Here is a 24,821-nt window from a genome sequence, read left to right as displayed (position 1 = left end):
CGGCGCAGCGCCCGCTGCCACGCCCGGCCCGGTGCGGCGATACCCGCCGCTGTCGAGAAGCTAACCCGACCGCCGTTAGCGACCGCCCCGACGGGGGTACCGGACACTCGTGGCGGTTGTGGAGAAAGTCATCGACGCGTCCCCGGAGCGGATCTTCGAGGTGCTTGCCGACGGTTGGACGTACAGCGACTGGGTGGTGGGCACCGCGCATGTGCGGAACGTCGACGACGCCTGGCCCCGGGTCGGCAGTCAACTGCACCACCGGGCCGGGCCCTGGCCGTTCTCGCTCCAGGACGCGTCCACCGTGCTGGAGTCCCGGCCGCCGCACCGGCTCGTGCTCCGGGCCGGGCTCTGGCCGGCCGGGGAGGCGATCGTGGCGTTCGTGCTGGAGCCGCTGGACGACGGCCGGACCCGGGTGACCATCGGCGAGGACTTCGCCGCCGGGCCGCTGCGGTGGATCCGGACCAAGCTAAACGACCTCGTGCTGCACCTGCGGAACAGGGAGACGCTGGCCCGGCTGTCGGACATCGCGACGCGGCAGAAGCCCGAGGGGTGACCGACCGCTTCCGGGGCGTCTGCGCGGAGTCCACGAAGCGGACTGGCTACCCTCTCAGGTGACCCCTGTCGGCCGACCGAGGAAGTCCGTGATGATCGAACCCGTGCAGTTGCCCTCCCCGTGGGCGGACGCGCGCCTGACCGTCGTCGTCCCGACCTACAACGAGGCGGGCAACCTTCCGGTGCTGGTCGAGCGCCTCCTCGCGCTGCCGCTGCCGGGGTTGAAGGTGCTCGTCGCGGACGACAACTCCCCGGACGGCACCGGCGAGGTGGCCGACAAGCTGGCCATCGAGCACCCGGAGCGGGTGACCGTGGTGCACCGCCCGGGCAAGGAGGGCCTCGGCCGGGCGTACGTGGACGGGATCAGCCGCGCGATCGACGGCGGCGCCGAGTTCGTCGCCCAGATGGACGCCGACCTGTCGCACCCGCCGGAGGCGCTGCCCGGCATGCTCGGCGCGCTGCTCTCCACCCAGGCGTCCGTGGTCATCGGCTCCCGCTACGTGCCCGGCGGCGAGCTGGACGAGAACTGGCCGCTCTATCGCCGCGCGCTCAGCGGCTGGGCCAACCTCTACGTGCACACGCTGCTGCGGGTGCGGATCCGGGACCTGACCGCCGGCTTCAAGATCTGGCGGGCCGACGCGCTGCGCGACATCGGCCTCGACCGGGTGCAGTCCAACGGCTACAGCTTCCAGGTCGAGATGCACTACCTCGCCACCAAGCTGGGCCACACCATCCTGGAGGTGCCGATCCGCTTCGAGGAGCGACGGGACGGCGACTCGAAGATGACCACCGCCACCAAGATCGAGAGCGCGCTGATGCCGTTCAAGCTCCGTACCCGGCACCGCAACCTGGATTCCTGACCGCGCCTGCGGGCTTTCCGCACCGAACAGTCACGCTGCGTCCTCAGGACGCAGCGTGATTTTCGTGGCCGGGACTGACCCACCCGCCCTCGCGGCCGAAGCCGAGCGCAACGGTCAGCGGTAGACGGTGCGGTGGGCGGCGGCGATGGTCCGGGCGTACACCGCACCGGTGACGGCCCGGTCGCGGGCCAGGGCGGCGCGGGCGGCGTTCGCGCCCGGCGCGCCGTGCACCCCGCCGCCCGGGTGGGCCGAGGCGCTGGCCAGATAGAGCCGGTCCACCGGAGTGTCCGCGCGCCCCAGGCCCGGAATCGGCCGCAGGAAGAGCTGCTGGTACGCCGCCGCGGTGCCGCCGCCCAGGGCGCCGCCCACCAGGCTCGGCTCGGCGGCCTCCAGGTCGGCCGGGCCGGCGACGTGCCGCCCGACGATCGACGCGCGGAAACCCGGCGCGGCGTCCTCCAGCACCTCCTCCATCCGCTCGACGTGCCCGGCCACCTCCTCGGCCCGCCAGTGCCGGCGGAACGGCAGGTGGGTGTAGGACCAGAGCGACTCGGTGCCCGGCGGCGAGTGGCTGGGTTCCGCCACCGTCATCTGCCCGACCAGCAGGAACGGGTCGGCCGGCACCTCGCCTCGGGCCAACGCCGCGGCGTACGTGGTGAGGCCGTCGAGGTCGGCGCCGAGGTGCACGGTGCCGGCGCCGGCCAGGTCGCGGTTCTTCCACGGCACCGGCGCGGACAGCGCCCAGTCGACCTTGAGGGTGGAGCCGTCCCACCGGAAGTGCGCCAGGTCCTCGACGAGTCGGGGCGGCAGCGCCGCCGCGCCGACCAGGNGGGCCCGCCAGTCGGCCCCGCCGGCGGTACGCACGCCCATGGCGCGGCCCCGCGCGGTCAGCACCCGGTCGACCCGGGCGCCGTACTCGATCCGGCCGCCGCGCTCGACCAGCCGCGCCACCAGCGCGTCGGTGATCCGCTGCGCGCCGCCCACCGGCACCGGCCAGCCGACCTGCTGGCCGAGCATGGCGAGCAGCCAGCCGTACACGCCGGAGCCGGCCTCCTCCGGGGACAGGTCGGTGTGCAGCGCGCAGCCGGCCAGCAGCGCCGGCCCGCCCTCGCCGTCGAAGAGCTCCGCGCCGAGCTTGCGCACCGGGAGCACGAGCCGACGGGCCAGCCGAAGCGCGCCGGCGACCCGGAGCCGCCGCAGCAGGCCCAGCCCGCCGCGGACCGGGGGGAACGGGCTGGTGATGGCGTCCAGCATCGGCTCGGACACCTGACGCCAGTCCGCGTACGCGTGCCGCCACCGCTCCCCGTCGCCCGGTGCGAACGTCTCCAGCGACGCGGCGGTGGTGTCGAGGTCCCGGTTGACCACCGCGGCCCGCCCGTCCGGCAGCAGGTGCGCCAGCACGTCCGGCGCGTGCGTCCACACCAGACCGTGGCGCTCCAGGTCCAGGCGGTTGAGCACCGGGGAGGCGTAGCCGAGCGGATAGAAGGAGCTGTAGAGGTCGCTGAGGTAGCCGGGGGCGGTGACCTGCGCGGAGCGGACCGCCCCGCCCGGCGCCTCGGTGGCCTCCAGGACGAGGACGTCCCAGCCCGCGTCGGCCAGCAGGTTCGCGGCCACCAGGCCGTTGTGCCCGGCCCCGATGACGACGGCGTCGGCGGTCGAAATCATCCGATCCGCCTACCCGGCCGATCGCCGGGCGAAACGCGTTTGCCCCGCCCGGACCGGGGCAACCACGGGCATGTACACGGTTGTGCAGCTGATAGGCGGAGTGTGGGGCGCCGGCGGCGAGGGCGGCGAGCTGGTCGTGCACGACCCGGCCGACGGGTCGCCGGTCACCCGGGCGCCGGTGGCCGGCGCGGACGAGGTGGCCAAGGCGGTCGAGGCGGCCCGGGGCGCGGCGGCGGAGTGGGCGGCGACCGCCCCGGCAGAACGGGCCGCGGCGCTGCACCGGGCCGCGGACGCGGTCGAGGCGTCCGCCGGCGAGCTGGCCGAGGCGACCACCGCGGAGATGGGCAAGCCGCTCGACGACGCGCGGGGCGGTGTCGCGGCGGGGGTCGGCACGCTGCGACAGTACGCCGAGCTGGCCCCGGTGCGGGGCGGCCGGACGCTGCACGGCGACCTCGCCGCCCTGGACTTCATGGCGCCCGAACCGCGTGGGGTGGTCGCCGCGATCACCCCGTGGAACGACCCGGTGGCGGTCTCCTGCGGCCTGCTCGGCGCGGCGCTGGTGACCGGCAACGTGGTCCTGCACAAGCCGAGCGAGCGCACCCCGGCCACCGGCTGGCTGCTGGCCCGGGCGCTGGACTCGGCGTTGCCGGCCGGCGTGCTGTCGCTGCTCACCGGCGGCGCCGAGGTGGGCGCCGCACTGGCCGGCCAGGACCTCGACGTGGTGGCCCACGTCGGCTCGACCGCCACCGGTCGGGCGATCGCCGCGGCCGGCGCCCGCACCGGCGCGAAGGTGCTGCTGGAGAACGGCGGCAGCGATCCGCTCGTGGTGGACGCGGACGTCGACCCGGTCTGGGCGGCCGAGCAGGCGGCACTGGGCTGCTTCGCCAACGCCGGGCAGATCTGCGTCGCGGTGGAGCGCGTCTACGTGCACCGCGACGTCGCCGGGGACTTCGTCGACGCGCTGGTGGCCCGCGCCGAGGCGCTTCCCGTCGGCCCCGGCCGCGACCCGGACACCCGGCTCGGTCCGCTGGTCGACCGACGGCACCGCGACCACGTACACGGGCAGGTCACCGCCGCGGTCGCGCAGGGCGCCCGGGTACGCGCCGGCGGCGTGCTGCCGGACGGACCGGGCGCGTTCTACCCGGCCACCGTGGTCGAGGGTTGCCGGCACGAGATGGCGCTGGTCCGGGAGGAGACGTTCGGGCCGGTCGCCCCGGTGGTGGTGGTCGACTCGTTCGGCGAGGGCCTGCGCTGCGCGGCCGACTCGCCGTACGGGCTGGCCGCCACCGTGCTCACCGGGTCGATGAGCCACGCCCAGCGGGCCTGGCGCGAGCTGCCGGTCGGCACGGTCAAGGTCAACGCCGTGTTCGGCGGCGCGCCGGGCGGTGCCGCGCAGCCGCGCCGGGGCAGCGGCCAGGGCTTCGGGTACGGCCCGGAACTGCTCGACGAGTTCCGCACCATGAAGGTGGTGCACCTGGCGGCGCCGGGCGGCGGCCACTGGTGAGCCGGCACGAACGAGCCCGGGACCGCATCGGTCCCGGGCTCGTCGTCGTACCGCGGCGGCTCAGCGACCCCCGCGGGCCTTGCGGGTGGCGTTGTCGTTCGCCTTCTCGATCGCCTTCACCAGCTCCGGCTTGGTCATCCGGGACCGGCCCCGCACGTCCAGCTTCTTCGCCACCTGCATCAGGTGGTCCTTGGTGGCGTTGGCGTCCACCCCGCCGGCCGTCCTGGCACGGCGGGCCGGGCCGCCGCCGGCGGCCTGCTTGTCGCTCGGCCCCTTGCGGCCCTTGGCCTCCCAGTGGTCGCCCACCTTCTCGAACTCGTGCTTGACCGCGGCGAACGCGACGCGGTGCGCGCGCTCCCCCTCGCCGTACGTCTCGACCGCCGAGTCGTGGGTCTTCTCCCAGGTCCGCTGCGCCTTGGCCGGGGAGCGCTTCAACGTGCTGGGCAGCACCTCGCGTCCGGGCATCTCGTCCACCTCCGTCTCGATCGGTGTCCCTTGTCGTTCCCTGACACCCGGAGGGCAAACCGGCGCGCGGTTTGTCGATTTTCGCGGTGGGGTACCGCCCGGCCACGCCCCGGTGGCCGCACCGGGCGCGCGGAGGAGGCGGTCATGACGGCGACGACACCACCCGCGGTCGACGGCCCGGCGCGGGCCCGCCTCCCCCGGCGCGTCCGGCAGCTCAACTGGCGCACCTGGCGGGGGGTGCTGGTGCGCAGCGGTCGGGGCTTCGTGAAGGACAACTGCGCCGACTGGGCGGCGGCGCTCACCTACTACGGGGTGTTGGCGCTCTTCCCGTCCACGATCGTGGTGGTCGCCCTGGTCGGCCTGGTCTCCGACGGCCCGCGCACGGTCGACACGGTGATCGACCTGGCCCAGGACATCGGCGCCGGTTCGGTGGTCGGCAACGACGCGTTCGTCGGCGTGGTGCGTACGGTGGTCGAGCAGCAGGGCCCGGCGAAGGCGCTGCTCAGCTTCGGTCTGCTCGGCGCGCTCTGGTCCGCCTCCGGGTTCATCGGCGCGTTCACCCGCGCCTCCAACGCGATCTACGGCGTCGAGGAGGGTCGGCCGTTCTACCGGCTGCGCCCGTTGCAGATCGGCATGGCGGCGCTGACCCTGCTGCTGCTGGCGGTGGTCGCCACCGGGCTGATCGTCAGCGGCCCGGTCACGGACGCGGTGGGCGACCTGCTGCACGCCGGTGACCTGGCCCGGACCACCTGGTCGGTGGCGAAGTGGCCGCTGCTGGCCCTGGTCGCGATGACGCTGCTGTCGCTGCTGTTCTGGATCGCGCCGAACGTGCGGCAGCCGCGCTTCCGCTGGCTCACCCCGGGCGGCGGGCTGGCGCTCGTGGTGTGGGTGGCGTCGTCCTTCGGCTTCGGCCTCTACGTGGCCAACTTCGGCTCCTACAACGTCACCTACGGCAGTCTGGGCGCGGTCATCGCGTTCCTGGTCTGGCTCTACCTGTCGAACTGCGCGTTGATGCTCGGCGTGCAGGTCAACGCCGAGTTGCAGCGGGGCCGGGCGATGCAGGCCGGCGTCGAGGACCCGGCCGAGCCGGTGCTGCCGCCGCGCGCCCCGGCGGACTCCTGAGGCGCACCCGCCCGGTTTCGCGACCGGTGCCCGGTTCCCCCGGGCGGCGCCGGTTTACCGGCGATCCCCCGGGGCATCTCTGACGGCATGGAACGTGGCAGCAGCAAGCACTCGCCCAGGGTCGACGAGCAGATGAGCAGCGAGGTCAGCGGTCTCGTCCAGGGGCCGGGCGCCGGCGGTGCCCGGGTCGACGAGTTCCGTCAGCCCGAGCCGTCCGGCGAGGACCAGCCGGAGGCGACCACGGCGCCCGGCGGGGAGCTGCGCACCGGTGCCCCGCAGGGGATGAGTTCGGCGGACGTGGAGGCCCGCAGTCGCCTCGGCCGGTTCATCGGCATGGCGGCGTTGCCCGGCGACCGCGACACGCTGGTCGCCAACGCGCGGGAGAACGAGGCGCCGGCGGACATCGTCGCCGCCCTGGAGGGCCTGCCGGAGGGCACCCGTTTCCAGACGGTTTCCGAGGTGTGGGCCGCACTCGGGCACAAGAACGAGACGACGCGCTGGTGAGCGGACCGGCCCACGGTCCGCACCACGACACCGGCGCAACAGGAGGGACCTCGACATGAGTGGCGTAATGGAACACGTGGACGTGGACGTCCCGATCCGGACCGCGTACGACCAGTGGACCCAGTTCGAGGAGTTTCCGCACTTCATGGAGGGCGTGCAGGAGGTGCGGCAGCTCTCCGACACGATGACGCACTGGACGGTGGAGATCGCCGGCGTGAAGCGCGAGTTCGACGCCGAGATCACCGAGCAGCTCCCGGACGAGCGGGTGGCCTGGCGTTCCACCGGCGGCACCCAGCAGGCCGGTGTGGTGACCTTCCACCGCCTCGACGAGGCGCAGACGCGGGTCACCCTCCAGTTGGAGTTCGAGCCGCACGGCGTGGTCGAGCAGGCCGGCGACAAGCTGGGCGTGGTGGACCGGCGGGCTAAGGGCGACCTGGAGCGGTTCAAGCAGTTCATCGAGCGGCGCGGTCAGGAGACCGGCGCCTGGCGCGGCTCGGTCGACCGCCCGACCCCCTGATTCCGCGCATCCCCCGTACCGATCTTCGATGGCCGCCGGTCGATCCGGCGGCCATCGGCGTGCCCGGCCGTTTGCAGTCATCCGGCCCGGGTACCGCAGGGGAATGACCGACAACGACCGCCACGTGTGGCGTGACGAGGACCGCACCTCCCTGCACGAGCTGGACCGGGCGATCGCCCGGTCGACGCTGGACGGCCAGGCCGACGACGCCACCGGCAACGACGCCGGCGAGGAGGCCGCGTTCGGGCACGGCCCGGAGGCGGTCGACCGGGGTGCCGGCCCGGAGGCCGAGCGGCGGGAGATGACCGACGCGGACCGGGCCTACCGGCCGTCCACCACCGGCCGGACCGGGCCGGACACGCTCTGAATCGACCGGCTCCGGGTGCCGACGGGGTGCCCGGAGCCGCTGCGCGCACTCAGCCGTTACGACAAAAAATGCGGTACGGGCGGTCGAGATTTCGGACAGCTCCACCAGAATCGGCCGAACGGCTGACGGCACTCCCCCGTTGACGCGCAAGAATTTTCGGATGCATCAGGGCTCCGGTTTTCTTTCCAACCGTCAGCGCCGCCTCGCCTGGCTCGGCTTCCTGCTCGCTGCCCTCCAGGCGCCGGTCGCCGCCAGGTTCACCGACGACAGTTCCTGGCTGTTCAGCGTGGTGGTGGCGCTGATGGTCGCGACCGTGATCCTCGCCGACGACGGCGCCCGTCGCCAGGCCCGCTCCGACTGATCACCGCTCGGCCGGGCGCGCCTCGTGTCCCGGCCGACCCCGGCTGCGGCGGCGCTCCTTCATCTCCGCCTCGTACAGGTGGCGGCGACCCTGGACCAGCTCGTCACGGGCCACGCGGTCCAGGTCCCGGAAGAGCGTGTAGTAGCCGTCGTCGAAGTCCTCGACGATCTGGAACGTCCAGCGTCCGGCGATGACGTTGCGGCCGAGCAGGTCCCGGTCGATCCGCTCGGCGAGGCCCGGGTGGCCGGCGGCGCGGAACAGCTCCACCGCGTCGTCCAGCATCAGGTCGGCGTGGCCGATGAGCTGGTGCAGCCCGTAGAGGTGCCCACGGGCCCGCTCGACGCACTCCAGGGCCTCGCTGAGCTTGCCCAGCGCCTCGACCGTGGCGTCGCTCACCCCGTCCGGCCGGCGGTGCGCCCGGTCCGGTCCGTCGGCCTGCTGTCCCATCCTGTCCTCCGTGGGCTCGGCTGCGCCCTCTGCGCGGTTCCCTTCTGCCCCGCCACGGGCGGCTCAATCCCGGTGGACCGGACCGCCGGTCACCCGGACGACCCGGGCATCGGCCGGTCGGCCGAGGTCGCCCCGCTCCGCCCGGGGCTAGCCTCGGTCACCATGCGCGTGTCGAACAACCGGGTCGCGACCCCGTCCGCGGCGGTGGCCGTACGCTCCACGCTGACCACGCTCACCACCGCCCTCGGCACCGCCGGTCTCGCCGCGGCCGCCGCGAACCCCGGGTTGCTCGCCGAGGTCGACCAGCACGCCGCGGGGGTACGCGACAGCCTGCACGGCGACCGTCGGCCGCTGACCGTGGCCGCGCTCGCCGGCTACGCCGAGGGTTTGCGGGAGGCGGCCACCGAGCACGGCTGGACGCCCCCGGTCGAGGCGGTCGACTGGTCCGCGCCGGACTGGCTGCTCACCCGCCTGCTGGCGGTCTGCCTGCTGGCCCGCGGGCTGGACCCGCGTCACCTGGCCTGAGGCACGGCGCGAGGTGCCCGCGATCGCCCCGCGGACACCCCGGCACCGCTGCACCCGTCAGCCGTTGGGCCGGCGGAACTGCTGCGTCTCGTCGCCCGTCTCGCCGGCGCGGTACGTGCTCGCCCCCGACATCGACTGCGGTCCGGTCGGCATCGGCTGCGCGCCCCGGTCGGCCCGCTGCCGCTCGTAGTCGCTGCGACCGGCCTGCTGCCCCTGCCGCTGCTCCCGGAACGCCCGGGACTCCGCCGCGGCCCGGTTGAGCCAGCTGTCCCACCGGTTCTGCATCGGCTTGACCAGACCACCGCCGACCCCGACGACCAGGATCCCGGCCACGGTGGCGAGAAACGCGACGAGCACCGGTGTGGTCACCGTCGTGGCGATGCCCACCTGGTTCAGCGCGGCGATGATGCCGAGCGCCAGGATGAAGATCGCCGCCGCGTCGGCCAGCACCCGCCCGTAGGAGAGTCCGCCGAGCGCGCCGGAGACCAGCTCCCGGACGGCGTTGGCGATGGCGGCCGCGATCACCACGATGACGATCGCCACGAAGGCCCGCGGCAGCCAGGTCACCACCCCGCGGATCAGGTCGCTGATCGCGTTGGGTCCCCACACCCCGAAGGCGAACTGCAGGGTGAACAGCAGGACCGCGTAGTAGGCCAGTCTGGCCAGGATGTCGCTGGCGTCGTACTTGGTGCGTTCGAGGGCGCGTTTGATCCCGCCACGTTCCACGGCGCGGTCGAACCCGACCCGTTCCAGTGCGGCGTCGACGATTTTGAGGACGGCTCGGGCGATGAGCCAGCCCACCACGAGGATCGCGATGAACGCGATGGCCCTCGGCACGAAGAGCAGCACCGACCTCCAGAAGTCGGTCCAGGCCGCACCGATGTCGACCTGGCCGACCGCGAGGGTTTTCGGCATGATGTCCCTCCTGTCGCGTGAACTGCGCCGCCCGCATACCCGGTGCTTTCCGCAGCACGCCGGGCCGGACCGGCCCAATTTCCCGACATCGACCACCGAACCGCCCTGACCTGCCCGGACGTCCACGGGCCCGGGGGCCGGCGGCCGACGCGGGCGCATGATCGGAACCCGCCGGCCACGCTTTGGTTAGGCTGCGGTCATGCCAGGCACCGTCGGTCGGGTTCCCACGCCGTCCGTTCCCACTCCGGGGACGCCCGCCGGCCCGGACGCCGCCGGGCCGGCCGCCCACCCGTGGGACGGCACCCCGCTGGGCGCACCGGACCGCTGGGACCCGGCCGTACGCGCGGTCGCCGACGTGGTGCTGGCCTCGCCCGTGCCGATGGCCCTGCTCCTCGGCGACCGGCTCGTCCTGCTCTACAACGACGGGTACGCCGAGCTGATCGGCGACCGGCACCCCGACGCGCTGGGGCGACCGGCGGCGGAGGTGTTCGCCGAGGTGTGGCGGGAGCCCGGCGCCGGGGAGGCGCTGGAACGGGTGTACCGCCGGGGCGAACCGTTCCTGGAGCGGGAGGCGGTGCTGCCGGCCGACCGGCAGGGCGGCCCGACCGAGCCCGCGGTGTTCACCCGTGGGCACTCGCCGGTCCGCGACTCCACCGGCCGCATCGTCGGCGTGCTCACCGTCTCGGCGCAGACCACCCAACTGACCCAGCAGTTGCAGAGCCTGAGCGACTTCGCCGCCGCGCTCGCCGGCACGCTCACCCTGGACGACGTGGCCCGGGTGACGCTGCGGTACTGCCTGCACTCGTTCGACGCCGACCGGGTCTCCTTCTCGGTGGACGAGGGCAGCGCCTGGCGGATGGTCCGCCGGATCCGCGGTGAGCTGCTCGACGAGGCCGACGAACGGCTGCCTCCGCTGTGGCGCCGGGTCGGCGCCGACTCGCCGCTGCCGGCGGTGGTGACCGCGCGCAGCGGTGTGCCCTCGTTCCACGCCGACGGGCAACCGTTGCGCGACGTCGCGGCGGACCGGCACGACGAGAAGATCCGGGCGCTGGCCGCCCTGCCGCTGCGCTCCACCGTGGTCCGGGGCGCGCTCACCGTCGGCTACCGGTCCCCGCGTCCCTGGTCCCCGGCGGAACGGGCGCTGCTCGCCGCGTCCGCCGAGCTGGTCGGTCAGGCCGCGGAACGGGCCCGCCGGTTCGAGACCCAGCACGGCACCGCCCAGTTGCTGCAACGCAGCATGCTGCCGGAGCAACTGCCCGACCTGCCCCGGTTGCGCATCGCCGCCCGCTACGATCCGGGTGTCGACGGCAACGCCGCCGGCGGTGACTTCTACGACGCGTTCCTGCTGCCCTCCGGCGCGCTCGGGGTGGTGCTGGGCGACGTGGCGGGCCACGACGTGCAGGCCGCCGCCCGGATGGGCCAGGTACGCGCCGCGCTGCGCGCGCTCGCCCTCTCCGACTCCCGGCCCGACGCGGTGCTCGCCGGCCTGGACCGGCTCGTCGCCAGCCTCGGCGCCGAGGGCGGTACGCAGGAACTCTTCGTGACCGTGGTGTTCGGGGTGGTCGAGGTCGACCGGGAGCAGGTCACGCTGGCCAGCGCCGGCCATCCCGCGCCGCTGATCCGGCGTGCCCACCCGCACACCGGGCCGGCCGCCGAGTTCGTCGAGGTCCCCCCGGGCCCACCGCTGGGCCTCGGCGGCCGGCAGCGGACGGTCACCGTGCCGTTCCGTCCCGGCGACACCCTGCTGCTCTACAGCGATGGGGTGGTCGAGCGGCGCTGGCAGGACCTGGCCGCCGGGCTCGGTGGGCTGGGCGCGGCGGTCGACGCCGCCAGCAGCGGTGACCCGCGGGCGCTGTGCGCGGTGGCCACCGCCGCCGTGCCGGGCGCCACCGAGGACGACGTGNGCCGGCCGAACCGACCGCGCCGAGCCGGGTCCGGCACTGGATGACCGCGCAGCTCGCCGAGTGGCAGGTGCCCGAGGCGGTGATCGGCGCGGCGGTGCTCTGCACCAGCGAGTTGACCACCAACGCCCTGCTGCACGCCGGCACCGCGGCCCGGGTCGAGATCGACCTCAGTGCGGAGCGGCTGCTGGTCTCGGTCGCCGACTCGGGCACCCGGGGGCAGGTCACCCGCGCCCAGACGGAGACGCTGAGCAGCCGCGGCCGGGGCCTCGGCCTGATCGAGGAACTGAGCGACGCCTGGGGCACCGACCCGACCGTACGCGGCTCGACGGTCTGGTTCGAGATCCTCATTCCGGCCGGGTGAGGGACGCGTCGGCGGCCGGTCGGCCGGGTAGGAGGCAGCCATGGCCGACGACAAGCGCAGCGGTGTCCTCTTCGACGTGGACGGCACCCTGGTGGATTCCACGTACCTGCACACGGTGAGCTGGTGGGAGGCGCTGCGCCAGGCCGACCACCGGGTCCCGATGGCGCGGATCCACCGGTCCATCGGCATGGGTTCGGACAAGCTCCTCGACCACCTGCTCGGCGCGGAGCGGGACACCGACGCCGACGAGCGCCTGCGCGACGCGCACGACGCGCTCTACGCCGAGTACTGGGAGCGGCTGACGCCGCTGCCCGGGGCCCGGGACCTGCTGCGCGCCTGCGCCGAGCGGGGCCTGCGGGTGGTGCTGGCCACCTCGGCGGCGGAGCACGAGGCGGCCGTGCTGCGGGCGGCACTGGACGCCGAGGACGTCATCGACACGGTCACCTCCTCGGCCGACGCCCAGGAGAGCAAGCCGGCGCCGGACATCCTGGAGGCCGCCCTGGAGCAGTCGGGGCTGGCCCCCGAGCGGGTGGTCTTCGTCGGCGACTCGGTCTGGGACGTCGCCGCCGCCGGCAAGCTGGACATCCCCTGCATCGGGTTGACCTGCGGCGGCACCGGCCGGGCGGAGCTGGCCGGGGCGGGCGCGGTGGCGGTGTACGAGGACCCCACCGAGCTGCTGGACGCCCTGTCCGACAGCGCGATCGGATCCCTGCGCTGAGTCGCCGTTCAATCGCCGACGCCCGACAGGCTTAGCCAGCACCGGTTCGGGGCACTGTCGACCACCACCGCCCGGCGCACGGGCGACGGGAAGGGTGGGGTCGTGGAACCGGTCGATGTCGCGTTCGCTCTGCTGGGCGTGGGTGCGCTGCTCGCGGGGATCCTCCCGCGCATGTTGGAGCGGCGACCACTGTCGATGCCGATCGCGTTCCTCGGGCTCGGCATGCTGGTCTTCGTGCTGCCGACCGGGTTGCCCACCCCGGATCCGCTGCGCTGGCCGGAACTCACCACCCACCTCACCGAGGTGGGGGTCATCGTCGCGTTGATGGGCGCCGGCCTGAAGATCGACCGTCCGTTGAGCTGGGCCCGCTGGTCGTCGACCTGGCGGCTGCTGGCCATCGCCATGCCCTTGTGCATCGCCGCGGTGGCGCTGCTGGGCTGGTGGTGGGCGGGCCTGGTGCCGGCGGCGGCACTGCTGCTCGGCGCGGCGCTCGCCCCCACCGATCCGGTGCTCGCCTCCGACGTGCAGGTGGGCGAACCGACCGATGTGGAGGATTCGGAGGACGAGGTGCGCTTCGCGCTCACCTCCGAGGCCGGGCTCAACGACGGGTTGGCCTTCCCGTTCGTCTACGCGGCCATCGCGATCGCCACCACGAGCCTCGCCCCGTCGGACTGGCTGGCCCACTGGCTGACCGTCGACGTGGTCTGGAAGCTCGCCGCCGGGGTCGGTGGTGGCCTGCTCGTCGGTTGGCTGCTCGGCAAGTTGTTCTTCCGGGCCCCGAGCAAGCTGCGGCTGGCCCGGCACTCCGAGGGCTTCCTCGCCCTGGCGGCCACGTTCCTGGCGTACGGGCTGGTGGAGGTGATCGGCGGGTACGGCTTCCTGGCCGTCTTCGTGGCCGCCCGCGCGATCCGGTCCGCCGAGCGCACCCACGAGTTCCACTCGGTGCTGCACGACTTCGCCGAGCAGGTGGAACGGCTGCTCACCGTGCTGTTGCTGCTGTTGTTCGGCGGCGCGGTGGTGGGCGGCCTGCTCGCGCCGCTGACCTGGCCGGCGGCGCTGGTCGGGCTGGCCCTGGTGCTGGTGATCCGGCCGCTGGCCGGCTGGCTGTCGTTGCGTGGCGCGCCGGGTCGCACCGCCGAGCACTGGGTGATCTCCCTGTTCGGCATCCGCGGCGTCGGCTCGTTCTACTACCTGGCGTACGCCACCAGCAAGACGGAGTTCCCGCAGGCGGAGCTGCTGTGGGCGACCGTCGGCCTGGTGGTGGTGGTCTCGGTGGTGGCGCACGGGATCGCCGCGACCCCGGTCATGCAACTGCTCGACCGGGCGGGCGAGCGCACCGGGGACCGCGCGGAGGCGGAGCCGGCCACGCAACCCGTGCCGGCCGGCTGAACCCCCGGCCGGTCAGGCGCGGCCGAGCCGGGCTGCGAGCGCCCGGCCCAGGTCGCGGCCGGACCGCCAGGCGCTCTGCACCCGTGGGCGACCGAAGGCGTCCCCGGCCAGGCCGATCCCGTCGTCGTCCAGGTGGTAGCTGTCGCCGTCGCCGGCCTTCGGGCGGGCGTACGTCCAGCGGTGCACATGGGTGAAGGTGGCCGGCTCGGGCAGCCCGAGCAGGTCCCGGACGGCCTGCTCGATCCCCGGGCGGGCCCCGGTGGGTTGGAGCAGGTGCCCGGCGGCGAACTCCGCCGTGGTGTGCGCGACCAGCACCGGGGCGCCGTCGCCGCGCCGGTCGCCGTCGTCGCAGACCAGGCTGAGCACCGGGTGGTCGTTGACGAACGCGCCCCGGAAGTCGGCCCAGCACCGGGAGGGGAAGCGCAGCACCCCGGTCAACGTCGACGACCAGCGCTGCGCGGCCACCGCCCGGGTCGACTCGGCCAGCGCCGGGTCCAGCAGCAGGGCGGCCTGCGGACCCGGCATGGCGAGCACGACCGCCTCGGCCGCCCGCCCGTCCACCCGGGGCCCCGGCTCGACCGTCATGATCAGGCGGTTGTGCGTGACCGACAGGCCGGCGGCCAGGTGTTCGACCAGCGACCGCAGCCCGCGCGGCGCGGCCCAGCGCATCGGACCGCGCACCACCTCGCGCCCACGCGGCCCGTACGAGACGAGCGTGTCGGTCCACTCCCGCGCCAGCCCGGCGGCCTGCCAACCGGCGACCACGGCGGCGAACTCCGGGTCGTCGACGGTGAAGTAGGCGGCGCCCAGGTCGGCGGGGCGGCCGTCGAAACGCTTGCTGGCCATCCGACCGCCGGTCACCCGGGCACGTTCACGCACCTGGACCGGGATGCCGGCCCGGGACAGCTCGGTCGCGCACGCCACCCCGGCGATTCCGGCGCCGACCACCACCACACCCGTCCGGTCCGCGTTCATGCCGTGATCGTATGCGTCCGCCGGCATGAACCGACCGGCACGGGGGTAGTGGTACACCTGTTCGAGGAGAGGTGATCAGCATGGCCGACCGCGCCACCAAGGACAACGGCGACGTGAACCCCGACGCCGCGGTCAAGGACCCCGACGACTGGGTGACCGGCGACGAGCCGCCGACCGCGGCTCAGGAGTCCTACCTGCACACGCTGGCCCAGGAGGCGGGCGAGACGGTGCCCGAGGGGCTGACCAAGGCCGAGGCGTCCCGGCGGATCGACGAGCTTCAGGAGCAGACCGGCCGGGGGCGCTGACCTCAACGTGGGGGCAGGCGGTGCAGCTCGACTCGGTCGAGCCGCCCCGCCGCCACCCGCGCGGTCAGGTAGGTCGCGTGCGGCTGGGCCCGCCGGTCGGTGGGCGAACCGGGGTTGAGCAGCCGCAACCCGCCCGGCGCGACGGTGTCCCACGGGATGTGCGAGTGCCCGAAGACCAGCAGGTCGCAGTCGCCGTACGCGGCGGCGCAGCGCTCCTCCCGGCGGGTCTTCGGGCCGGTCTCGTGCACCACGGCCACCCGGAGGCCGCCCAGGTCGACGCGGGCCACCTCAGGCAGCCGGGCGCGCAACTCCGGCCCGTCGTTGTTGCCGTACACCCCGACCAGCCGGCGCGACCGCGCCTCCAGCGCGTCCAGCAGTGCCACGTCCACCCAGTCCCCGGCATGCAGCACCACGTCGGCCGCCTCCACCGCCGCCCACAGCGGCCCGGGCAGATCCCGCGCCCGCTTCGGCACATGCGTGTCCGCCATGACGACCAGTTCCACCCCGCCATCCTCCCCCGCCCACCCGTTCTCTGCGGTGGGTGGGGTCAGGCGCCCTGGCCCTGGTTCTGCATCAGGCCACCGTCCATGAAGTACGTCGAGCCGGTCACGTAGTCGGCGTCGTCGCTGGCCAGGAAGACCGCCAGCTTGGCGATCTCGGACGGCTCGGCGGCCCGCTTCCACGGGATGCTCTGCACCTGCTCCTCCAGGTACTTCGGGTTGTCGATCGCCTCCTGGTTGAACGGAGTCAGCACCATGCCGGGGCCGATGTTGTTGACGTTCATCCGCATCGGCGCGACCTCCAGCGCCAGGCTCTTGGCGAACTCCAACATCGCGCCCTTGCTGGTGTCGTAGTCGGCGCCGCCGGCACGGGCCACCTCCTGGTGAACCGAGGTGATGTTGATGATCCGGCCGCCGCCGCCCTGGTCCCGGCGGTGCCGCACGAACCGCCGGGAGCAGAAGAACGTGCCGTAGACGTTGGTACGCAGGCACCGGTCCCAGGTCTCGGTGTCCAGGTCGGCGACCGGGATGCCGGAGGCGTCCACGCCGGCGTCGTTCATCAGCACGTCCAGCCGGTCGAACTCGGCCAGCGCCTCGTCGAACATGGCCTCGACCTGGTGCTCGACACTGATGTCGCCCTGCACCACGATCGCCCGCCGGCCGACGGACTCGATCTGCTCCCGGGTGTGGTTCGCCCCGGCGTGGTCGTGCAGGTAGTGCACCACCACGTCGGCCCCCTCCCGGCCGAACTCGATCGCGGTGGCCTGGCCGATACCCGAGTCCGAGCCGGTGATCAGGGCGGTCTTGCCCGCCAGTCGTCCGGTCATCCGGTTGCTCCCTCCGTGCGGGCCGCGCCGGTCGGCACAGCCGGTCGGTCGTGCGCGAACCGCGCCGCGGCGTCGGTGATCCGGCCCGCCGCGTTGATCAGGCCGATGTGCGAGAACGCCTGCGGAAAGTTGCCCAGGTGCTCGCCGGTGGCCTGGTCGATCTGCTCGGCATAGAGCCCGAGGTCGTTCGTGCGCGTGACGAGCTGCGCGAACAGCCGCCGGGCCCGGTCCAGCTCGCCCGCCTCGGCCAGGCAGCCCGCCAGCCAGAACGAGCAGATCACGAAGCCCGCCGGGTCGCCGTCCCAGCGGCGCAGCAGCCCGTCGCGGGACAACCGGCGCTCGACCACGTCCATGGTGGCGCGCATCCGCGGATCGGCGGCGGGCAGGAAACCGACCATCGGCATGATCAGCACCGAGGCGTCCAGGTCGTCGGAGTCGAACGCCCCGGTGTACGCGCCGACCCGGTCGTTCCAGCCCCGGGTGAGCACCGCCGCCCGGACCTCGTTCCGGGCGGCCGCCCAGCGCGCCACGTCGTCGGGCGCGCCGATCCGTGGCCCGAACCGGACGGCCCGGTCCAGCGCGGTCCAGCACTGCACCTTGGACGACAGGTAGTGCCGTTCGGCGTCCCGCGCCTCCCACATCCCGGAGTCGGGCCGGTGCCAGTCGCGTACCGCCTGGTCGGCGAGCGTACTCAGCAGGTGCCGCACCTCGGGCGACATCGGGTCGAGGTAGTGCCGCATCAGCCAGGCCGCGTCGAGCACCTCGCCCAGCACGTCGTTCTGCCGCTGCCGCCAGGCGTCGTTCCCGACCAGCACCGGGCGGCTGCCCTCGTAGCCGGCGAGGTGGTCGAGGTCGTGCTCGGTCAGGTCCCGCTCCCCCTCCACCCCGTACATGATCGGCGCCGGCCGGTCGCCGAGCCGCCCCATCGCGTGGGCCACCCAGGTGAACTGCCGGTCCGCCTCGTCGGGGCAGGCCGCCCGCCAGAGCGCCTGGAGGGTGAGGCTGAAGTCCCGGAGCCAGACGAACCGGTAGTCGTAGTTGCGGTCGCCGCCCACCTGCTCGGGCAACGCGGTGGTGGCCGCCGCGACGACCGCGCCGCTGGCCCCGTACGTCATGCCCTGCACCACCAGCGCGCTGCGGCGCACCGCGTCGCGGTACTCGCCCCGGTAGTCGTGCAGCCCGGCCCAGGAGCGCCAGCCGGCGACCGTCTCGGCCACCACCTCCGCGGCGTCGGGCAGCGCCGGCACGCCACCGGCGTACGTCGGGGCGTACCCGAGGGTGAAGTGGTGGGCGCTGCCGGCGCGGGCGGTGAACCGCCCGGCGGCGGTGCCGTCGGCGAACGTCAGCGGGACGTCGCTGCGCAACTCCAGCCGGCACGCGCCGGCGGTCGCGCCGACCACGCCGTCGTGTTCGACGAGGTAGGCGCCGACCCGGCCGTACTCGAACCGCGGCGCGTAGTCCACCCGCATCGGCACCTCGCCGTCGAGCCCCTCGACCACCCGGGCGAGCACCCGCGGTGACCGCAGGCCGATGTCGTGGCCGCGCGCGCCGGCCTCCAGCGCCAAGGCGTCGGTGACGGCCACCGTCCCGGTTGCGGTGGTGAAAACGGTACGCAGCACCAGCGAGTCGTCCAGGTAGGACCGGGTGCTGGTGAACTCGCCCTCCGGGCGGATGCCCCAGTGCCCGGCGTCGTCGTCGAGCAGGCGGCCGAAGACCGACGGGCCGTCGAACCGGGCGGGACACCACCAGTTCACCGCGCCGGCGGTGTCCACCAGAGCCGCGCTGCGCCCGTCGGCGAGGAAGCCGTGCTCGCTGATCCGTCCGCTCCGCACCCCGGTGGCTACCCGCACGGGCCGCCGTCATGCGTGGCCGCGCCGCCGCGTTACCGCCCGCCAACGAGGGGAACGCGGCAGGTCGACGAAGGAGGATGCTCATGACCAGACCCTCGACTCCGACCGCGGCCTGGCGACCTGGGATGCCGGGCACCGACAACCTCCCGTCCGGCCCGGGCGGACGCCCGACGCCGCCGAGCGGGGACGGACACGGGCTGCAGGCCGGGCCACCGACCGTCACAATCGGCTCGTACCCGGACTATCCGTCCGCCCAGCGCGTGGTGGACCACCTGGCCGACAACCGCTTCCCGGTGGAACGGACCGCGATCGTCGGCACCAACCTCACCCTGGTCGAAACCGTGATGGGGCGGCTGACCACCGGCCGGTCGGCCCTGGTGGGCGCCGGCACCGGGGCCTGGTTCGGCCTGTTCATCGGGTTGCTCTTCGGCATCTTCACCGCGGGCAACTGGCTGGCGGTGATCCTGGTCGGCCTGGTGATCGGCGCGATCTGGGGTGCCGTGTTCGGCGCGGTCGCGCACGCCATGACCGGCGGGCAGCGCGACTTCACCTCGGCCAGCTCGCTGCGGGCCAGCCAGTACGCGGTCACCGTGGACGCGGAGCTGGCGGAGCAGGCCCGGCAGGCGCTCGGCCGGCTGCACCTGACACCGACCGGCACCGCCGACCGCTGAGGAAGCGGTTGCGGGCGCGGAGAGACCCCACCTCCTGGGCGGGAGGTGGGGTCTCGGCTCTCAGCGGGCAGGGAGCTTCACCCGGCCGTCACCGATGGCCCGACGCTCCACCGTCAGGCCCCTCGACTGTACGAAGATGCGCCGCCGACTGACGGCCTCACCCTTCGCGTCCAGCTCGTAGCCCTCGACCCAGCGCCAGCCGTCGAAAGTCGCGGAGTCGGTCACGTCTCTGATCACGCGGAACCGGATCGGCTTCGTGAACTGGACGCTCGCCGCCCTGGTGAGCAGCAGGATGTCACCGCCGTTCAGCTTCATCGGCCTCCTTCCGGTCTCGCCAGGCTCGTAGCGTCCTGCCCGCATTCGCCAGGCGTGTGCATCCCGTGTCAGTGCACTTCGCGCAGACGTTTCGGTGATGAAAATCTATGACGTACCCGGCCATGATCACGGGAAATGGCAGCTCGGGTCTCCTCTGCTCAGTCACGGTCGCACCTGGCAGGCTTGGCATTGTCCGGCTTCCCTGCCGTTCGAGGGGCATCGGGCCGCCTCGGCCGCTTCGACTGAACCACGTCGACCGGCTGGTCCGGTCGCTGGAACCACTTACATCTGGGCATCCGCGCTCCCTGCCACTCGTGGATTACGTCATGTAAACCCTACGTGCAGTAGGCACATCCCGTATAGCCTCTACAGTTCCCGACACGCCCACTGCGTCCATACTTAGCCTGAAGCGCGTGGAGTTGCAGTTGATGGGAGCGGCCGAGATCCAGGAACGCCTCGGCGTCTCTCGTCAGCGCGCCTACATCTTGATCAACCGCAGAGACTTCCCGGCGCCGATTGCCACACTCAAGATGGGCAACGTGTGGCTCAAGGAGCACGTCGAGGCGTGGATCGCCGAGAAACGCCCCCACCTGCTCGAAGCCGACGACGAAGCGTGAGCTGACCGAGCCTCGGAGTTCAGACGGCCGGCCGTTGCGGCGCAGTCCATCCCCAGACACCCATGGCGTTCCACCGACCGCCCTCATCGGCCACGAGTGGAACGCCATGGGTGTCACAGGGGTGCGCAGACACCCATGGCGTTCCACTCACCGCCGATTCAGCCCGCGACTGGAACACCATGGGTGCCAACCCGGGGACAGGACCCGACGCGCCTGGGCGATTCAAATTTTTAGCAGCCTCCGACCACGCTCCCAGCATGGTGAGCGTCGCCACCGCCCGAGGGACTTGTTTAAATTTTAAGTAGTGCTAGTNTTTCCCCCGCCTCGAAGACGACCTGCGCGCCGACAGCGAGCTGAGCTTCGCCGACTACCACGTCCTGGTGCTGCTCTCCGAAGCGCCCGGGCAGCGGCTGCGCATGGGCGAGCTGGCCGACCGGCTGGTGTTCTCGCCGAGCCGGTTGACCTACCAGATCACCACGATGCAGAAGCGCGGCCTGGTGGCGAAGGAGGCGTGTCCGGCGGACCGGCGCGGCAGCGAGGCCGTGCTCACCGCGGCCGGACTGCTGGCCCTGCGCGAGGCCGCGCCGCACCACCTGCGTTCCGCCCGCACCCACCTGATCGACGATCTCGACGACGCCGAGATCGCCTGCCTCACCCGGGTCTTCGAGCGGCTCGGCCGGCGCCTGCGCGCCGATCGCACCGCGTCGTCCACCCCGGCCGACACGCAAGGAGCCCACTGATGCCCGCGATCACCGTCGACGACGTCCTCGTCCTGCCCCGCCTGCCGAGGCTCGACGAGTCCACCAGCTACCGCCCGGTCCGCCGGGTCACCACCGCGCCGAGCGGTTACGAGGGTGAGGGTTTCCCGGTCCGCCGGGCCTTCGCCGGGGTCTCGATGACCGATCTCGACCCGTTCATCCACCTCGACCAGATGGGCGAGGTGGACTACGCGCCGGGCGAGCCGAAGGGCACCTCGTGGCACCCGCACCGGGGCTTCGAGACGGTGACCTACATGATCGACGGGATCATGGACCACCAGGACTCCACCGGTGGCGGCGGCACCATCACCGACGGCGACACCCAATGGATGACGGCCGGCAGTGGCCTGCTGCACATCGAGGCGCCGCCGGAGCACCTGGTGATGAGCGGTGGCCTGTTCCACGGCCTCCAGCTCTGGGTCAACCTGCCCCGGGCGGCCAAGATGACCGCGCCCCGCTACCAGGACATCCGCGGTCGGGAGTCGGCGCTGCTGACCACGCCGGACGGCGGCGGCCTGATCCGGGTGATCGCCGGTGAGGTCGCCGGTCACCAGGGCCCGGGCTCGACCCACACCCCGATCACCATCGCGCACGTCACGTTGCAGCCCGGTGCCGAGCTGAGCCTGCCCTGGCGGCCGGACTTCAACGCGCTGGTCTACGTGCTGGCCGGCCGGGGCACGGTGGGCACGGACCGGCGGCCGATCCACGTCGGCCAGCTCGCCGTGCACGGCCCCGGCGACGCGCTGCGGGTCACCGCCGACCGGACGCAGGACGGCAACACCCCGGCGCTGGAGCTGTACCTGATGGGCGGGCAGCCGATCCGCGAGCCGGTGGCGCACTACGGCCCGTTCGTGATGAACACCCGCGCCGAGCTGATGCAGGCGGTCGAGGACTTCCAGGCCGGCCGGCTCGGCGTCGTCCCGACCGGGCGGGTGCCGCACAGCGACGGTCAGGGCGACCGCCCCTGACCCGCGCGGTGAGCGTCGGGCGCTCCGGTCCGCCGGGGCGCCCGCGCCGCCTCAGGAGACGGCGAAGATGCCGGCCACCCCGAGGATCACCATCAACAGGACCGCCACCAGCGCACCCCGCTCCCCCTCCACCGCGCCCGGGCGGTCGTCGGTCACGGTGTTCGTCGTCTCGGCGGGCATGTCGGTGCCTCCTCGGTTCCGCGTTCCAGGGGTACGGCGCACCCCTGACGCGGCACCACGGCGACCTGTGGTCGGCGTGCGCAGCCCTGCCGGGGGTCCTACCGTTGAGGACGTCGTCGACCTCGGGAGGCTGGAACGTGACCCTGCGGGACTGGTTCCTCACCGCATCGGAACGCGCCAACCCAGGGTCTGAGTTACCCGTCTGGGCGGGCGGAAACCTGGCCGAGCCGTTGATTCACGGCAGCGCGTACTTTGATCGCCTGGTCAGCGAGGTGGAGGCGCTGCGCGCCGGTGACCACCTGTTCTTCACCGACTGGCGGGGCGACCCGGACGAGCGGATGCGCCCGGACGGGCCGACGGTGTCCCAGTTGTTCGCCCAGGCCGCCCAGCGCGGGGTGATCGTCAAGGGCCTGGTCTGGCGCTCCCACCTCGACGCCCTCTCCTACAGCGAGGCGGAGAACCGCGGCCTCAGCGAGACGATCCGGGCCGCCGGTGGCGAGGTGCTGCTCGACCAGCGGGTCCGGCGCGGCGGCTCACACCACCAGAAGCTGGTGGTGCTGCGCCACCCCGACGACCCGTCCCGCGACGTGGCGTTCGCCGGCGGCATCGACCTGTGTCACAGCCGGCGCGACGACGCCACCCACGCCGGCGACCCGCAGGCGGTGGGCATGTCCCCCCGGTACGGCCCGACGCCGCCCTGGCACGACGTGCAGCTCGCGCTGCGCGGCCCGGTGGTCGGCGCGCTGGACCTCACATTCCGGGAGCGGTGGACCGACCCGATGCCGCTGGACTCGGAGAACCCGATGGCCTACCTGCGGGACCGGCTGCGCGGCTCCGACCTCACCCCGGACCCGCTGCCCGAGCAGCCCGCCGACCCGCCGGCCGTCGGCCCGCACCACATCCAGGTGTTGCGCACCTATCCGGCGGTACGCCCGCGCTACTCCTTCGCCCCGGACGGCGAGCGCACGGTGGCCCGCGGCTACACCAAGGCGGTGCACCGGGCCCGCCGGCTGATCTACCTGGAAGACCAGTACCTCTGGTCCACCGAGGTGGCCGAACTGTTCGCCCGGGCGCTGCGCGAGCATCCGGAGCTGCACCTGGTGGCGGTGGTGCCCCGGCACCCGGACGTGGACGGCCGGCTGGCGTTGCCGCCCAACATGGTGGGCCGGGAGCAGGCGCTCTCGCTCTGCGAGCGGGCCGCCCCGGAGCGGGTGCACGTCTTCGACGTGGAGAACCACGAGGGCACGCCGGTCTACGTGCACGCCAAGGTCTGCGTGGTCGACGACGTCTGGGCCAGCGTGGGCAGCGACAACTTCAACCGGCGTTCGTGGACCCACGACAGCGAGCTGTCCTGCGCCGTACTCGACGACACCCGCGACGAGCGGGCGCCGGCCGACCCGGCCGGCCTCGGCGACGGCGCCCGGGTCTTCGCCCGGGACCTGCGTCTGAAGCTGTGGCGCGAGCACCTGGACCGCGATCCCGGCGGGGCGCAGGACGACGACCTGCTGGATCCGGCGGACGCGGTGGCGGCGATCACCGCCGCGGCGGAGGAGCTGGACCGCTGGCACACGGGCGGGCGCGTCGGTCCCCGCCCGCCGGGCCGGTTGCGGCCGCACCGCCCGGAACGGCTGCCCTGGCGTACGCGGATCTGGGCGCTGCCGGCGTACCGGCTGGTCTACGACCCGGACGGCAGGCCGCTGCGGGCCCGACGCGCCGGCACCTGGTGAAGCGACGCGGCGCAAGTACATCGTACTTTCGGCTAGCTTTCTAATGGCTGATCAGGCTAAGGTTGCTCCCGAACGGCCCATTTGAATCTAAACCTCAGCGTCTCTTCTTTTTCTTGCGCGGACGAGGTGCAGGGAGGACCACCATGACCGCCCCCACGATCAGCGCCCCGGCGACGACACGCCCGACGCGCTCCGCGAAGCTCGACCCCCGCTCACTCACCGACAGCGCCGCCGACCTGCTCGACGCGATGACCGCGCTGCCGGTCGACCACCCGTCCCGGGCCGCGCTGCGCGACCGTGCCATCGAAGCCTGGCTGCCCCTGGCCAACCACCTCGCCCACCGCTACAGCGGCCGGGGTGAGCCGAGCGACGACCTGATGCAGACCGCCGCGATCGGCCTGATCAAGGCGATCGACAAGTTCGACCCCTCCCGCGGTGTCGACTTCGCCGGCTACGCCATCCCGACCATCATCGGCGAGCTCAAGCGCCACTTCCGCGACCGCACCTGGGACATCCGGGTGCCGCGTCGTCTCCAGGAGCTGCGCCTGGCCATCTCCGACGCCAACAGCACGCTGCTCCAGTCCCTCGGCCGCTCGCCGACGGTGGCCGACATCGCCGCGCACCTCAAGCTCACCGAGGAGGAGGTGCTGGAGGGCCTGGAGGGCGCCCGCGCCTACAACGCGGTGTCGCTGTCCACCCCCACCGGTGACGGCGAGCGCGCCACCGAGCTGGGCGACCTGCTCGGCGGCGAGGACGGCGAGTTCGAGCTGGCCGAGCTGCGCGCCTCGCTGGGGCCGGCCCTGGCCACCCTCGACCAGCGCGAGCAGAAGATCCTGACGCTGCGCTTCTACGGCAACCTGACCCAGTCGCAGATCGCCGAGCAGATCGGCGTCTCGCAGATGCATGTGTCCCGGCTGCTGGCCCGGGCGCTGACCAAGCTGCGCGGTCAGCT

The 24,821-nt window shown here is 73.3% G+C and carries 27 protein-coding genes and 2 pseudogenes; 19 read left to right on the top strand and 10 right to left on the bottom strand.

Features of this window, described 5'->3' with window-relative positions; translation table 11 throughout:
- The first annotated feature begins 109 nt into the window (after positions 1–109).
- On the top strand, positions 110–556 hold the full coding sequence (locus B1205_RS12180) for an SRPBCC family protein (RefSeq protein ID WP_089155693.1): 447 nt from the start codon (positions 110–112) through the stop codon (positions 554–556).
- Positions 557–647: 91 nt separating this feature from the next.
- Positions 648–1,415: a polyprenol monophosphomannose synthase gene (locus B1205_RS12175; RefSeq protein WP_089155692.1), complete on the top strand. Its 768-nt coding sequence runs from the start codon at positions 648–650 to the stop codon at positions 1,413–1,415.
- Positions 1,416–1,529: 114 nt separating this feature from the next.
- Here the strand turns inward: B1205_RS12175 and B1205_RS12170 are convergent, their stop codons facing one another.
- Positions 1,530–3,077 (bottom strand): phytoene desaturase family protein, encoded by a 1,548-nt coding sequence (locus B1205_RS12170; protein WP_089155691.1) that lies wholly within the window; start codon positions 3,075–3,077, stop codon positions 1,530–1,532.
- A gap of 70 nt (positions 3,078–3,147) precedes the next feature.
- Between B1205_RS12170 and B1205_RS12165 the strand changes: the two genes are divergently transcribed.
- Complete coding sequence (locus tag B1205_RS12165) at positions 3,148–4,581, top strand: aldehyde dehydrogenase family protein (RefSeq protein ID WP_089155690.1); 1,434 nt, start codon at positions 3,148–3,150, stop codon at positions 4,579–4,581.
- Positions 4,582–4,641: 60 nt separating this feature from the next.
- Here B1205_RS12165 and B1205_RS12160 read toward each other — a convergent pair whose 3' ends face one another.
- Positions 4,642–5,046, bottom strand: a complete 405-nt coding sequence (locus tag B1205_RS12160; RefSeq protein WP_089155862.1) for a ChaB family protein — start codon at positions 5,044–5,046, stop codon at positions 4,642–4,644.
- Positions 5,047–5,190: 144 nt separating this feature from the next.
- Here B1205_RS12160 and B1205_RS12155 point away from each other — a divergent pair, with 144 nt between their 5' ends.
- The 5 genes from B1205_RS12155 (at position 5,191) to B1205_RS12135 (ending at position 7,917) form a co-directional block, all read left to right on the top strand.
- Entirely contained in the window at positions 5,191–6,168 is a 978-nt protein-coding gene (locus tag B1205_RS12155) for a YihY/virulence factor BrkB family protein (RefSeq protein ID WP_089155689.1), read from the top strand.
- Positions 6,169–6,255: 87 nt separating this feature from the next.
- Entirely contained in the window at positions 6,256–6,672 is a 417-nt protein-coding gene (locus B1205_RS12150; protein ID WP_089155688.1) for a DUF2795 domain-containing protein, read from the top strand.
- A 55-nt stretch (positions 6,673–6,727) separates the two neighbouring features.
- Positions 6,728–7,189 (top strand): SRPBCC family protein, encoded by a 462-nt coding sequence (locus B1205_RS12145; protein WP_089155687.1) that lies wholly within the window; start codon positions 6,728–6,730, stop codon positions 7,187–7,189.
- A 103-nt stretch (positions 7,190–7,292) separates the two neighbouring features.
- A complete protein-coding gene (locus B1205_RS12140; RefSeq protein ID WP_089155686.1) occupies positions 7,293–7,556 on the top strand; it encodes a hypothetical protein in 264 nt (87 codons plus the stop codon).
- Between the two features lie 160 nt (positions 7,557–7,716).
- Positions 7,717–7,917: a hypothetical protein gene (locus tag B1205_RS12135; RefSeq protein ID WP_089155685.1), complete on the top strand. Its 201-nt coding sequence runs from the start codon at positions 7,717–7,719 to the stop codon at positions 7,915–7,917.
- Here the strand turns inward: B1205_RS12135 and B1205_RS12130 are convergent, their stop codons facing one another.
- The gene (locus B1205_RS12130) at positions 7,918–8,364 is read right to left on the bottom strand and encodes a hypothetical protein (RefSeq protein WP_089155684.1); all 447 of its coding nucleotides are present in this window, start codon (positions 8,362–8,364) and stop codon (positions 7,918–7,920) included.
- 162 nt (positions 8,365–8,526) lie between these two features.
- Here B1205_RS12130 and B1205_RS12125 point away from each other — a divergent pair, with 162 nt between their 5' ends.
- On the top strand, positions 8,527–8,889 hold the full coding sequence (locus B1205_RS12125; RefSeq protein WP_089155861.1) for a DUF6401 family natural product biosynthesis protein: 363 nt from the start codon (positions 8,527–8,529) through the stop codon (positions 8,887–8,889).
- 57 nt (positions 8,890–8,946) lie between these two features.
- Here the strand turns inward: B1205_RS12125 and B1205_RS12120 are convergent, their stop codons facing one another.
- Positions 8,947–9,804, bottom strand: coding sequence for a mechanosensitive ion channel family protein (locus B1205_RS12120; RefSeq protein WP_089155683.1), 858 nt, complete (start codon positions 9,802–9,804; stop codon positions 8,947–8,949).
- A gap of 199 nt (positions 9,805–10,003) precedes the next feature.
- Here B1205_RS12120 and B1205_RS12115 point away from each other — a divergent pair.
- The 3 genes and pseudogenes from B1205_RS12115 (at position 10,004) to B1205_RS12105 (ending at position 14,176) form a co-directional block, all read left to right on the top strand.
- Positions 10,004–12,069 (top strand): annotated as a pseudogene (locus tag B1205_RS12115) (SpoIIE family protein phosphatase).
- Between the two features lie 40 nt (positions 12,070–12,109).
- On the top strand, positions 12,110–12,787 hold the full coding sequence (locus B1205_RS12110) for an HAD family hydrolase (protein ID WP_089155682.1): 678 nt from the start codon (positions 12,110–12,112) through the stop codon (positions 12,785–12,787).
- 102 nt (positions 12,788–12,889) lie between these two features.
- A complete protein-coding gene (locus tag B1205_RS12105) occupies positions 12,890–14,176 on the top strand; it encodes a cation:proton antiporter (RefSeq protein WP_089155681.1) in 1,287 nt (428 codons plus the stop codon).
- 12 nt (positions 14,177–14,188) lie between these two features.
- Here B1205_RS12105 and B1205_RS12100 read toward each other — a convergent pair whose 3' ends face one another.
- Entirely contained in the window at positions 14,189–15,151 is a 963-nt protein-coding gene (locus tag B1205_RS12100) for an NAD(P)/FAD-dependent oxidoreductase (protein ID WP_254909875.1), read from the bottom strand.
- An 80-nt stretch (positions 15,152–15,231) separates the two neighbouring features.
- On the opposite strand from B1205_RS12100, the gene B1205_RS12095 reads away from it, so the two are divergent.
- The gene (locus B1205_RS12095) at positions 15,232–15,456 is read left to right on the top strand and encodes a DUF3072 domain-containing protein (RefSeq protein WP_089155860.1); all 225 of its coding nucleotides are present in this window, start codon (positions 15,232–15,234) and stop codon (positions 15,454–15,456) included.
- A 2-nt stretch (positions 15,457–15,458) separates the two neighbouring features.
- Here B1205_RS12095 and B1205_RS12090 read toward each other — a convergent pair whose 3' ends face one another.
- From B1205_RS12090 to B1205_RS12080, 3 genes are read right to left on the bottom strand one after another with little or no spacing between them, the layout of a single operon-like run.
- On the bottom strand, positions 15,459–15,959 hold the full coding sequence (locus B1205_RS12090; RefSeq protein WP_089155679.1) for a metallophosphoesterase family protein: 501 nt from the start codon (positions 15,957–15,959) through the stop codon (positions 15,459–15,461).
- 44 nt (positions 15,960–16,003) lie between these two features.
- The gene (locus tag B1205_RS12085; protein ID WP_089155678.1) at positions 16,004–16,783 is read right to left on the bottom strand and encodes a glucose 1-dehydrogenase; all 780 of its coding nucleotides are present in this window, start codon (positions 16,781–16,783) and stop codon (positions 16,004–16,006) included.
- A complete protein-coding gene (locus tag B1205_RS12080; RefSeq protein WP_089155677.1) occupies positions 16,780–18,615 on the bottom strand; it encodes a glycoside hydrolase family 15 protein in 1,836 nt (611 codons plus the stop codon). The genes B1205_RS12085 and B1205_RS12080 overlap by 4 nt, the downstream gene beginning before the upstream one ends.
- 101 nt (positions 18,616–18,716) lie before the next feature.
- On the opposite strand from B1205_RS12080, the gene B1205_RS12075 reads away from it, so the two are divergent.
- Positions 18,717–19,304 (top strand): general stress protein, encoded by a 588-nt coding sequence (locus B1205_RS12075; RefSeq protein WP_089155859.1) that lies wholly within the window; start codon positions 18,717–18,719, stop codon positions 19,302–19,304.
- Positions 19,305–19,364: 60 nt separating this feature from the next.
- On the opposite strand, the gene B1205_RS12070 is transcribed toward B1205_RS12075, so the two are convergent.
- Positions 19,365–19,619 (bottom strand): hypothetical protein, encoded by a 255-nt coding sequence (locus B1205_RS12070; RefSeq protein ID WP_089155676.1) that lies wholly within the window; start codon positions 19,617–19,619, stop codon positions 19,365–19,367.
- 413 nt (positions 19,620–20,032) lie between these two features.
- On the opposite strand from B1205_RS12070, the gene B1205_RS12065 reads away from it, so the two are divergent.
- From B1205_RS12065 to B1205_RS12055, 3 genes and pseudogenes are all read left to right on the top strand, one after another.
- Complete coding sequence (locus B1205_RS12065; RefSeq protein WP_441338469.1) at positions 20,033–20,236, top strand: helix-turn-helix transcriptional regulator; 204 nt, start codon at positions 20,033–20,035, stop codon at positions 20,234–20,236.
- Between the two features lie 314 nt (positions 20,237–20,550).
- A pseudogene (locus B1205_RS12060) lies at positions 20,551–20,976 on the top strand (MarR family winged helix-turn-helix transcriptional regulator); the annotation flags it as partial.
- Positions 20,976–21,962, top strand: coding sequence for a pirin family protein (locus B1205_RS12055; RefSeq protein WP_089155675.1), 987 nt, complete (start codon positions 20,976–20,978; stop codon positions 21,960–21,962). The pseudogene B1205_RS12060 and the gene B1205_RS12055, both read left to right, overlap by 1 nt.
- A 51-nt stretch (positions 21,963–22,013) precedes the next feature.
- Here the strand turns inward: B1205_RS12055 and B1205_RS31315 are convergent, their stop codons facing one another.
- On the bottom strand, positions 22,014–22,142 hold the full coding sequence (locus tag B1205_RS31315) for a hypothetical protein (RefSeq protein WP_254909874.1): 129 nt from the start codon (positions 22,140–22,142) through the stop codon (positions 22,014–22,016).
- Positions 22,143–22,279: 137 nt separating this feature from the next.
- Here B1205_RS31315 and B1205_RS12050 point away from each other — a divergent pair, with 137 nt between their 5' ends.
- Positions 22,280–23,869: a phospholipase D family protein gene (locus B1205_RS12050; protein WP_089155674.1), complete on the top strand. Its 1,590-nt coding sequence runs from the start codon at positions 22,280–22,282 to the stop codon at positions 23,867–23,869.
- A 143-nt stretch (positions 23,870–24,012) separates the two neighbouring features.
- The coding region (locus B1205_RS12045) for a SigB/SigF/SigG family RNA polymerase sigma factor (protein ID WP_089155857.1) at positions 24,013–24,821 on the top strand (809 nt) is incomplete at its 3' end.

It is taken from the genome of Micromonospora sp. NBS 11-29, assembly GCF_002140155.1.
GTDB lineage: Bacteria > Actinomycetota > Actinomycetes > Mycobacteriales > Micromonosporaceae > Micromonospora.
Note: the sequence above shows the minus strand (reverse complement) of the source record. Positions and strands in the feature narration are given on the sequence as shown.